General features: G+C 35.1%; 6 protein-coding genes. 3 read left to right on the forward strand and 3 right to left on the reverse strand.

Features of this window, described 5'->3' with window-relative positions; genetic code table 11:
• The first annotated feature begins 264 nt into the window (after positions 1-264).
• Genes QPL79_RS05810 through QPL79_RS05820 form a run of 3 tightly spaced genes read left to right on the forward strand, consistent with a single transcriptional unit; the run spans position 265 to position 6,759 of the window.
• Positions 265-3,369 carry a DEAD/DEAH box helicase gene (locus QPL79_RS05810; RefSeq protein WP_285273859.1) on the forward strand — a complete coding sequence of 1,035 codons (3,105 nt, stop codon included), beginning with the start codon at positions 265-267 and terminating at the stop codon, positions 3,367-3,369.
• Complete coding sequence (locus tag QPL79_RS05815) at positions 3,370-5,625, forward strand: phospholipase D-like domain-containing protein (RefSeq protein WP_285273860.1); 2,256 nt, start codon at positions 3,370-3,372, stop codon at positions 5,623-5,625.
• An 18-nt stretch (positions 5,626-5,643) separates the two neighbouring features.
• Complete coding sequence (locus tag QPL79_RS05820; RefSeq protein WP_285273861.1) at positions 5,644-6,759, forward strand: DNA methyltransferase; 1,116 nt, start codon at positions 5,644-5,646, stop codon at positions 6,757-6,759.
• A 226-nt stretch (positions 6,760-6,985) separates the two neighbouring features.
• Here the strand turns inward: QPL79_RS05820 and QPL79_RS05825 are convergent, their stop codons facing one another.
• From QPL79_RS05825 to QPL79_RS05835, 3 genes are read right to left on the reverse strand one after another with little or no spacing between them, the layout of a single operon-like run.
• Positions 6,986-8,296 carry a hypothetical protein gene (locus QPL79_RS05825; protein ID WP_285273862.1) on the reverse strand — a complete coding sequence of 437 codons (1,311 nt, stop codon included), beginning with the start codon at positions 8,294-8,296 and terminating at the stop codon, positions 6,986-6,988.
• Entirely contained in the window at positions 8,274-11,396 is a 3,123-nt protein-coding gene (locus QPL79_RS05830) for a protein NO VEIN domain-containing protein (protein ID WP_285273863.1), read from the reverse strand. Before QPL79_RS05830 ends, QPL79_RS05825 begins: the two co-directional genes overlap by 23 nt.
• Positions 11,362-11,814 carry a hypothetical protein gene (locus QPL79_RS05835; protein ID WP_285273864.1) on the reverse strand — a complete coding sequence of 151 codons (453 nt, stop codon included), beginning with the start codon at positions 11,812-11,814 and terminating at the stop codon, positions 11,362-11,364. Before QPL79_RS05835 ends, QPL79_RS05830 begins: the two co-directional genes overlap by 35 nt.
• Between the last annotated feature and the right edge of the window lie 3 nt (positions 11,815-11,817).

Below are 11,817 nucleotides of genomic sequence, written 5' to 3' on the forward strand. Positions count from 1 at the left end.
GTTTGCCGCAAGTTGGTATGAACATGATTATTAACTTCTCCACCTAGACACTGTCTTCAACGCAAAATCATTTCACAATGGGGAGAGGTTAGACTTTGTTTCGCTGGGCATCAAGGTTAATAAGAGTTTGCTTCAAGATATTCTCTAGGCTGATTGTTTGTGAGCTTTGATGAGGCAGAGGTGTTGAGGATAGGTCATAGCAGTATTTAAAATAATACTTTATAAATTGTTTTACACAGTTTATTATAGAGCAAGGTGTAACACTTGAGAATTTCTATTGATGCTGCTGATATAATATTTTATCAGGATCTTGTTAAGAAACAAATTGATGAATTGAAGTCTTCCAAGAGTCAGGAAGTTTTAAGGTACAAGCTTTTTTGTTTTGATTCTTCCTGCAATGAAAAGATGCCGCTTTCACGTGGTGAAGGTTATGAATATGTTGTTGAAAGAATTGATGATGTAGATAAAAATCAATTGAATAAATTAATCAGTAATGGTGTTTTGATAAAATTAGGTAAAATCAAAAATTCTGATATTTATACAACACTTCATGGCGATTTAGTGTTTAGAGTTTTGAGAGGAAGGGCTTACGAAGATAATTTGAATAATAGATGGGTCGGATATTTTGATATTGACATTGAAGAAGAGTATATGCCTAATTTCAACGCCTATGAAGTATCAAAAATGACAACGATCCTAGAAAAATTCTTTATCGAGAATGGTGTTGACGCTAAATTGGCGAAAATTTTTTGTAAAGCCATTATAGAGGGTTTGCAGAGAAGTGGCTATTCATCTCTAGCTATTTGGCAAGTTGAAGCCATAAAAAATATCTTATTTTCATTGAAAAACAAAAACTACTATGTTGTTACAGCTCCAGCTGCTGCTGGTAAAACAATTGTTTTTCAGGTAATTGCCATAGCACAAGCACTTTTGTCAAAATATCATGAACAGAGGTATGGCAGTGACAACAAGGTTCTAATTGTTTATCCAAGAAAAGCTCTTCAGAAACAGCAATTAGAGAGATTATTGAGGATGTTGTATCATGTAAATAGTGTTTTGAAAAAAGAGAAAGAAATGAGTAATTATATAGTAACTGTAGCTATAGATAGAGGAGTGCAGGGTAAAGTTGAGGAAAGGATTAAAGATCTTGAAATACCATGTCCATCAAATAGCAATACTACAATCCATGTCATTTACGAAAATCAAAAAGCAGCAAAATATATTTGTGGCAAAGATGGTGAGGAACTAGACTTTTTGGTTGGATTCGTTATAACATCGAAGGATAGAGATCTTGTAGCGAAAAAGGATCCGGATATATTAATTACAAATCCCTGGACTATAAAAGAAAGATTATTGTCACCAAAAGGTATATACAGATCTCTATACAGGAACAGAGGTTTAATAGTGTTAGATGAAGCACATGTATACATGAATGTTAACTATATAGATTTAATTAGTATATTCAGGCTTTTGCTGCATCTGCGCAAGCAAGAAGGTAAAGAATGCAAGTTTATATCACTATCAGCTACAATATCATTAGATGATGCTAGAGACTTATTGTCTTGGATTCTTGGTGTCAACAAGAACATTGTGTCGCATTTAGATTATGAGGAGTTGGAGCCAAGGAAACAAGAATTTCGAAAACTAAAAATAATAGTTACTTTACTTCCCTATAGACTCACCATTGAAACACTATTACAAGGAATATTACAGGTGCTGCTTGCAGCACAAATAAATAGAGAATTCAAGTCAATAGTATTTGTAGATAGTGTAAGTGAGGCTAGTACAGTACACGACTATCTAAAAACAATTGTGTATTATAGAGAAGGTGTTGAAATATGTGATCACATATCAAAAATACCTTGCAAAAACAATCAACTAGTGAAACTACAACCTAGAAACTCTTTAGAAGGGATTTGGGATGACTATAGCTGGGCTCATCTATTAGACATAAAGAATATGAATACAATAGGAGATTTGCTAAACAAGATAAAATCAACTTTTGAAAGTATAAGGCTTCACCATGGCGGATTAGAAGAAAGAGAGAGACATGAAATAGAGAAGGGGTTTGTCCAGGGAAAATATAAACTGTTGATATCCACATCAACATTAGACCTTGGGATGGACTATGAAGATGTTGCATTTATTGTACAGTACAAGGATCCAATAAGCGATGAAGCCCTGGAACAAAGAGTTGGCAGGGCTGGTAGAAAGGAAAATACATATAGAATATCATTGGCATTCTACATACCAACATTAACACCAGCATTAATTCAAAGAATATATGATAGCAGTTCAAAAGATATAAGGGTGAGTAGTGTCTTACCTGATACTTCAATACTAAAACTAGCTTTATTATACAATACAATAGAGTATGAGGTCATTAATACGCTAGAAGATTTTATTAAAGGAAACATTAAAAGAAAAATAACATTACACAAAATTGAAGAAATTATTAACAATATTTTAAGTAGTAAATTTAATGAATATGCATTTCTAAATTTAATCAAGAACTTGGAAATACCTGAAGATATCATATCTATTCATCCACTATATTATCAACAGCTACAAATAATGTTTAAGAATAGAACTAATATTATAAAAGAATGGAATAAATTAAGAAAATTTTTAAACAACACAATAGATCAATATAAAAGAAAAGGAATGAAAGATAGAATATTTAATAATTATTTCCAAGAGTTAAAAGAATTGGTGAAGGAGCTTAAACTAAGTGATAAAATTAAAGATGAAGAAATGAAGAAACTTGCTGAAAAATATTTAAATAAAACAATCAAAGATTTAAGAAAGGAAATAATTAAAAAATTGAAAGAAATAAACGATGTTTTTAACAGAATTGAAACTATGTTTCCTCTAATAAATAGTCCTGACAGTCTTAAGATTTTTTCAAACCATATTTATCAAAGAATCGATAGCATATTAAGTGAGAAAAATACTGATAATACTTGCAATTATTTTAAAAATTATTTTAGATATTATATTATGATTATTGCTCAACAAAGTCAACAAACTAAACTGGAAGAAATGTTAGAAAATGATCAAAATTGTATGAAGTGCATAAGTGATAAAATATATAACAAAGAAATAATCAATATAAAGAATGAAGTTTTGAAGTATATCAACTCTTTGATAAATATTTCTGAAAAAGTCCCACTAATATTAGCTGCAATAAGTTATTATAGAAAAATAAAATCTGAGAACTATGAAAATTGTAGAGAAATATCATCTTTAGAAAAATTTAGGCGTTGCTGGTACAATGTTTTAAAGGAAAATTTGATGAATAAGCTATCAATGATAATACCCATTAGCTTTGCACAGAGAAATATTGATAGCGTAAGATTGGGTGATTAAATGGAGGACAAACTTTCTTATGAACGAAGAGGCTTAGAGGCTCTGTATGCATTTACACCATTTAAAATAGTGTATAAGCATAGAGATGAGTCGAGAGGTAAGACTGATGCTTATGTTCTCGTGATTCTACCGCCTAAAAGATATTATACGTTATATGTTGAAGATTTTAAAGAAGTTGAAAATCTCAATATAGAGAATATCATTAGAAGTTTTAAGAAAGAAAATTATGATCTTTGGAAAAAATTGTGGCAAAATAGGTTTAAACGCAGACATCCAATCCAAATAGAAAACATTAAAATATATGAATATGAAAGCTGGCCCTCATTACATTTCAAAGAGTCTAAAAGCCCTTATGTATTAATTATTGATGAAGTACTGTATAATGTTTTTAATGGTTCGATACCTATAGAAGACGAAAGAGTAAAAAGAATTTTCAACTCCAGATATAAATATAGAAGATTTCTGCTTGCTGAATATAATTTCAATTCTCTTTCTAATCCTTTTTTCTGTAGTCGAGGCTATGTCTTAATTACGCATAGACAAAAATGCCCAGTAAAGAATATATGTCCCTATGGTAGAGAAGGTCGATGCAATGGTTCGTTACTTAGAATTGGAGAAACCTATACAGGTCTTTACAAGGTCTTTCCACAAGTTAAAGTTAAAATTTTATCTCCTATGGAAATAGCTTCAAAGATGCAGCTTCACATATGGCTATTTTCAATACGTTACAATTGGTATCCTCTGCTAAATGTCTACTTTGCTAATAGAGTATCGCTATTAGCATTTTATGAAGGAATTGTTTTTCAACCAAAGAAAAGCTTTTTACAACATTATCTAATAAAGTTTGGTCGTACACCAGGAGTTAGGATTATTGATACCGATGCCCTCATTTTAGAATTCGATGTTGAAACTCTTGATAAAGTTGTTAATGAACTTCTCCAAAAAGATTATAGTTGGCCTAAATTTAAGAAGAGCCTTCTCAGTAAAAGCGATTTATGTAGTGAGAAGTCTTGTGAGAAATCACCAAAGATTTTAAGACCGTGGAGATTCTTAGAGGAGGAGCTGAGAAGTGGATTTGATAATGAGAAAAACTTGAATAGGGTCTTTAATGATTTAATTGGTTCTGCAACATCATCGCTTAATGAACAAGATAAGCAATATTATAGATTCATAATTGTGCATACAATAGCTCATAACGTTTTGTTGTCGCTGTGGAGAGAACTTGGTTTAAGCGAAGCTCATTTGCGATACAAAATTGATTCTGAAAATGGTCGTTGGGCTATATACATATATGAGGCTGTGTCTGGTGGTTTAGGGTATTTAAGGCTCTTAGCTTTTAATAGAAAGTCTAAGCTTTATGAAATAATTGAGAAAAGCATTTATGAGTCTCCTCCAGAAGAATTTGCTGAGCGGTATTGTAGTTGTACAATAAGAGACGAGGATATAGATACAATACAGAACATGTTAAGTGACTTAAGAAGGAAATGCGGAGAAAATGATGATGATTGTATAAAGGCTGTGAATAAGTTGCAAAAATTTGTGAATTCCATATATAGTATAATGTACAAGAAATTTAATGTGACTTTGCATCCATACACAATTACGTATATTTTAAATAGGATTGTTCCTGGTAGGTTAAGTGAGTTGTTTAGCAATGTTGTTGAGAGTATCCTATCTCTTTTCCTACCTTTTGATGGTAGCATCTATTGTGGTTTTATAGAGGAGGGGTGCTCTCTAGGTCCATTTCTAGAGCCATTATCAATAAGCTATACTGTGATGAAGCATATAGCTGATAATGGTAAGCAGTATACTCCATACCCGCATGCTGATAAAATTGTTGTGCCATGGATGAAGCTAGCCAAGAACAAGCTAAAAATCATGACATCAAATATATCATTAAATGAAAATCATAAGGTTTACAAAACCATTAAGAGTTTGTGTGAACGTAGTGGCAAGGTATATATTTTGTTGGGGAAGAACGCTGTGGATGATGAAGCATCGAAAAAGACTGCTGAAATGTTTTTGAAGAATCTTGGCAAATGTGTTGAGATTAGATTGCACCCACAGCTTCATGCAAAGGCTGTGATAATAGATGATGTTGCTGTTGTTGAAGGCTCTTTTAACTTAACGATATCGGGTTTGTCAAAAAACATAGAGTTTGCAAATATCTTGTTGAAACCTGATGAAGTTAAGAGGAGAGTTGAGGATTTTGATAAGTTGTGGAATGAAAGTAAAGAGTATTTTAAAAACTTGTAATTATAATGGTGGATTTTGTTGCAGGTTGTTGCTAGGTACTGGGGTAGAAAGCCAGTTGAATTGGTAAAGCCTTTAATTGAGGATTTGGAAGGTGTTGTTGTTGATCCTTTTGGTGGTTCTGGAAGCATAGTTTATGCTGCTCTGGAATTGGGTAAAAAGGGTGTTTACATAGATTTGAATCCTTATGCATGGCTTGTGGCACATGTTTTCATAGCTAAGGCAGATCATAAAAAGTTTATTGAAGCAGCTTCGCATGTTGTTGATAAAGCTTATGAGTTGTTGTCAAGCTCTTCATCTGCAAAGCTCAAGGGAGATTATTTAAGGTATGGTGATAGACCATTTCTAAAGCGCAGAAATTTTGATAGGGTAAGCGATTTCTTTTCTGCTGAAAATCGTAAGAAGCTTAGATCAATTCTTAGAGCGATAGACTCTATCGATACTGATGCCAACACCAAGCTTGCTCTATATCTCGCTTTTTGCAACACCTTATATCCATCATCGCTGATGAAGAGATGTGGTGCTGGCTCATGGGGAGTTCCAAGTTATTGGGCTCCAGAGAAAAGCTGTCCGGAGGATCCATTCAATGTCTTTGTTAGAGTTATTAGAAACATGCTTGACTTTTTCTCAAAACACAAACATTATAAAGTAGCATATAATCTAAATAGTCTTGATACTGCAGATGCTGTTTTGCTTCTAGAAGATGGCATTAGCTTTAACAAGTATAGAAGTAGTTGGGCTTTGGTCACAGATCCTCCACATGTAGATGAGGTTCAGTACATGGAGCTATCATTTTTCTACTGGGCATGGCTAAAAAAATCAAACTTTAGAAGTATAGTGAGAAAAGTTCTTGGTAAATACCCAAGGTATTGGTTCTCAAAAGAACTAACAGTGAATCCAAATAGAAACCAGACATTGGATAGCTACATAGCGAAACTATTCAGATTCATGACAAAAACACGTAAGGTGAAGAGCAAGGTATTGATAATGCATGAAGAAAGGGAATATGTATTAAACAAGGTAATAGAGTTAGCAAAAAGTATATGGGGGAAAATCAAGGTTGAATATATTGAAATAAATGAACAAAGAAACATAGGGCCAAGAGGAGGAAGAACATATACCATAATAAAAGCATAGCTTCATTGCTTAACTCTTCAAAATAAAGATGTCACGCTTTCTCATTAATCTCTGTATAGTGTTATCATCTCTTAACAAATTTATTAAAGCTTTAAGAAAAAATTGAAAGCTTATTCACAAACCTCTGTGGTATGTACAATGTGTAAAATGCATCATATTTCCATTTACAAAGCTGTGAATCAAATCTCCTGCTGTGGAAATGCATGTGAAGTTTTGCATATTACTCTTAGCTTTGTACACTTCTATTAGTTATCTTCTCGAATATTGCCATCATTTGCTGTGGTGCTTCTGTGTGTATGGGTATTAGCTTCTTTGGTTTGACTATGTTTATAAGATCTTGGAAGTTGTGTTGGTGGTAGTGACCAGAGAGTCTCACTCTGTAAACGTCGAAGCCAAGTAGCTTAAGCCACTTGGTTACCACACGCTCCTCAACCTCCTTTGGTGTTTCGCGCGGTTCTGGATCTGTTAGAAGTGCTACTGCTTTTGGTATGGAAATTTCTTCTGTCCACAGCCTCAGCTTTCTAAGAATTTCGAGAAGGTTAATCAGATCCACAACCAGTATGTATTCCCGTGGATTTTTAAGCACATCGTGTATTATGCTTGCAAAGTCTAGTGGTGTTGGCGGTGGTGTTTCCAGTTCTGATGCCACAAACATATTGCTTATATCCATGTTGATGAAGTCTCTCAGGTATTTGAGAATCCAGTAAATTCTTTTAGAGGCTACAACAACTCTTCTTCCAAATGTTTGTGAGTAGCTATAGATAAATGTGAAAAGCTCTAAATCCAAAGGATCTATAGATACTGCCACCAAGTCGTAGAGTAGAAGAGTTGTTGCAAAAATGTCTTGAAGTATTTGAACTGTTACTGGAAAATTCTCTATCTCAAACCCAAAGTTTGTCCCCTCAACAATGGCTATATCAACATGCCCCAAACCAAGCTTCTCGAGATACTCTCCAAGATTATGTTGAAATAGGTTTGTTGGAGACTCAAGCCTTAAATCACCACTATAGAATATTGTGACGCTCTTCCCAAAGTATATGTAAGCTGTTGATGGATATGCACTATGGTGCACAGGTACAGCTGCCACACCTCTGCCATCAGCCTCAAGCTTCTTTGCAGAAACAATTTTGCTGCTGTATTGTGGCGGTACATAGCTAAGCCATGATGTGCTAGTTTTATACCAATCAGCAACAGTCATTTGAAGAACCTCTGGCTCAGGAAAAACTATTTCCACATCGCTTGGAACCCCAGATAAGAGGCCTAGGTGATCCAAATGAGTATGAGATATGTAAAGAGCTTCAGCACCCTCAAAAACACTTGGATCTGGAACAGCGTTAATAGATCTCAACTCGGAAATCCCAAGAGGCTCAACTCTACCGCCATAGAATTGACGAAGAACTGTGTAGCGAATGCCTTGATCAAACACAATCTTTTTATCACCATCCTTCACAACTATGCAGTTACCCCCAACCTCATTCCAACCACCATAAATCTCAATAACAGTATCGCCAATCTCAAATCTCTTGAGAGGCAGCAACCCCTCTCAACCCAAGCAAAACATATCTCTTATATCCCACAGTAATCCAGCGAGCATTTTTCACTGGATTTCTTATTGCTATCAACTGTGGCTTGGAGCCAATGTTGTATACTATGTATAGCCAGTAGCTATCCCCAAGCCTCTTAGCGTACTCAAACTCTGTCTCTGTAAGCTCAACAACTATATCACTTTCATACCTTCCCTTAACCTCTATATACCTAACCTCACCAGTTCTCGGATCAGTACTAAGAATATCGTAGTGCTCATACATACTCACATCCCTTGGCTCGCGACCCTGCATCTTTTCATACTTCATGGCAATATCCATAGCCATTTTCTCAACAGTTTCAATAGTTATTGGCGGTGGAGCAACCCCACCACTTTTCTCACTACACACAACAACTATTCTCCCAATTTGCTCTATTCTTGGATTTCTAAGATCCCTAGAAATATCTCTTGGCATCCAAACACCATGTTTTTCTGCAAACCTATTCTCAGTTTTTGCTACATAATCCATAAACTGCTTCAAAATTGTTTTAGCCAAATCCTTATACTCGGAATAAAGACGAGAAATTACCTGGTCTCCCCCATAACTCCATTCCTCATGAGCTACAGCAAACGCATTAGCTATAAGCTTTGAAAACACTTCGATTAATTTAGATCCCCTCAACACATCTATTTTTCCACTTCTATACCTAGCAACTCCAGCAACATCACTATAGAATGGTCTGTCATCAAAACTTAGCACAACCTTATAAAGACTTAGCTCCTCCACATCCAAATTATTACAGTATCGAGAAATTAAAGTAATTTTTCCATGTTCACTCCAATTCCCAAGCTTTTCACTAATTAAGCTTAGCATAGCTCTATACAGAGATGCTGTATCAGATTTTTCATATATGTGCGAATCCACATACACCTTACCTTTCTCAACCTTTACATTATATCCACTTATTTCAAAAAGTGATTGAAAAAGCTTAAAAATAGCCTCCTCAGCTTCCTTGCAACATAAACCACCAAGAACACTGTTTCTCAATTTTTCATCAATTTTAACTTCCTTCAAACCCTCTTCTTCTTGCATTTTCTCTACATACTTCTTCAAATTCTTCATTATTGCTAAAATTCTCTCAATATAGTTTTTAAGACCTTCTGCACCATCTCTAAGAAACTCTAGCCATGCTTTATACTCACTAAAGTGAATCTTCCTACCCTTCTCATCAGTTGCAGGTGCTGTAATGAGTAAATCTATTGGTCCCTTCCCCTCTCCAAGCATGTCAATTTCCAGCTCCTCTCCAATTGGCACAGACTTCTCAACACCAGATATATACCACGATAGCAGTTTTGCATATAGAATCTCCAAAGCCTTCATATCACTTTCAACAGGTAGAAGAATGGTATAGCTAGTAACGCTTTTCTTCTGACCAAGCCTCCAAACCCTACCAACTCTTTGAACAATTTTTATTGGGCTCCACGGAGGTTCATAGTGTATAACTATGTTTGCTTGCTGAAGATTCAAACCTTCTGAAGCAACATCTGTCATTATAAGAACATCTACATATCCTCTAGACAGCCACATCTTAACATCGTCTATGGTGCATCTTTTTGATGTTGCACCAACGATTTCTGGTGGTATCACCTTTTCAGAGGTTACTAAAGCTATTTTGCTACTCCACTTTCGAAGCCTATTTTTAAGCTCGTTATAGATGTACTCAGCTGTATCTTTGAATTCGGTAAAAATAACAACTCGATCTCCTTTAGCTAAATGATTTTCAACAACATTTACTACCCCCATGAGTCTAGAATCATTATCCCCCACAATCTTCGAAGCCTCCATATATAATTCTTTAAGCTCTTTCACATCATCTTCATCTAAGAGAATTGAACATTTCTCAGCAAAATCATTTATGATATCATCTACGTCTATAATCTTGCTATTCTCACCAATAACCTCACTAATCTCCTCAAAACCTCCAGAGCCAAGCACTGAATTAGCTATCTCACGAGCATATTCATTAACTTCTTTCTCTATAGCCTTTTCATCAATTTTAACATTTTCTCCAAGAGACTTCAAATAATATGCTCTCTTATACAAAATTTTGTTGAATGTTGATAATGCTGCTTTCGGACTTGACGAAGCTCTTTTAGCTATCAAAACTAGGAGCAATCCCAATGCAGATGGCTCTTCACCAATTCTATCATAATACCTTAGAAGTATTGTTCTTAAGAAATCGATAAGCTTATTATGAAACTCAATCTCGATTTTACTAGCTTTAACTGTTCTAGCTTTGAATTTACATTCCACAAAAACAGGTCTCTTCTCATAATAGTTGTTAACATCCATTTTTGTTCTTCTAAAAACAAGAGCTCCATTCACCAATCTATAGAATTTTTCCGTGTCTAACTCTTTAGTACTTGCCTTGAGATATGGGTCTAAAAGCCTCAGTCTCTCTATATAATCCTCTGCCTTACCCCTATGTGGAGTAGCTGAAAGAAGCAAAACATTTCTTGAACAATCCTTAACAAGCTCAGTAACTAAGGAGTAGCGAAGAGTTTCATTATTACCTACCTTACCAACTCTGTGAGCTTCATCGATTATAATAACATCCCAGTTCGCTGAAAGTATTTTATTGCGATGCCTATTCATTTTAGCTAGATCTATAGATGCTATGTATATTCCTGGTGGAAAGCCCTTGGCATAGATGTTATCTATTGTTTCACGCTCAATTTGATATATTTCATTTATTCCAAACCCTAGTCTCTTTAACTCCCAAATCCACTGAGTAACCAATGTCCTTGGAACCAAAATAAGAACTCTGCTAACACGATCTACTTCACGTAGATACTTCATAATCATTATTGCTTCAATTGTTTTGCCCAAGCCTATTTCATCTGCAATGAACATTCTAACAGGTTTTCTAGCCATAGCATATGCCAATATCTCAAGCTGATGTAGATAGGGATATACTGGCTCCTCACCAGGGGAATGTCTAAGCATGAATACGTAGGGATGATACTTAAGACCATCTAAAAAAGACTTTGCCAATGCCAAAGCAGCTACTTTAACATCATAGTCTGTGGAGCGTTCTAAACGCTTTTGCAACTCTGTAAACACCCCAGTACCCATTTCTCTCATATGCATCTACAAATTTCGAGTACCAGAATATTGATTCCAATTCGCCAAGCTTACTAACAACCTCTACAAGTCTTGGAGAACTCGATACCATGAACTGTCTTGTTCCTGCGTATATCACGAGTCTACGTATATATGCATCCGGATCGCGTCCCTCAACAACAATCACACTATCTCCAACAACTCTTTGCGGTGCTGACAAGCTGTCTAAAAAGGACTTTATATACTCTTTCCCAACTCTAGCCTCGAAGATGGGATCTAAACCCTTTCTAGGTTCAGAAAAATATATTTGCACAACCTCAACGCTTCTGCGATACTTCTTACCAACTCTCCTAGACCTGAACACCAAATACCTAGCTACAACAGCTTCTGTTTGATTATTTAGCATTGT

It is taken from the genome of Ignisphaera cupida, assembly GCF_030186535.1.
GTDB lineage: Archaea > Thermoproteota > Thermoprotei_A > Sulfolobales > Ignisphaeraceae > Ignisphaera > Ignisphaera cupida.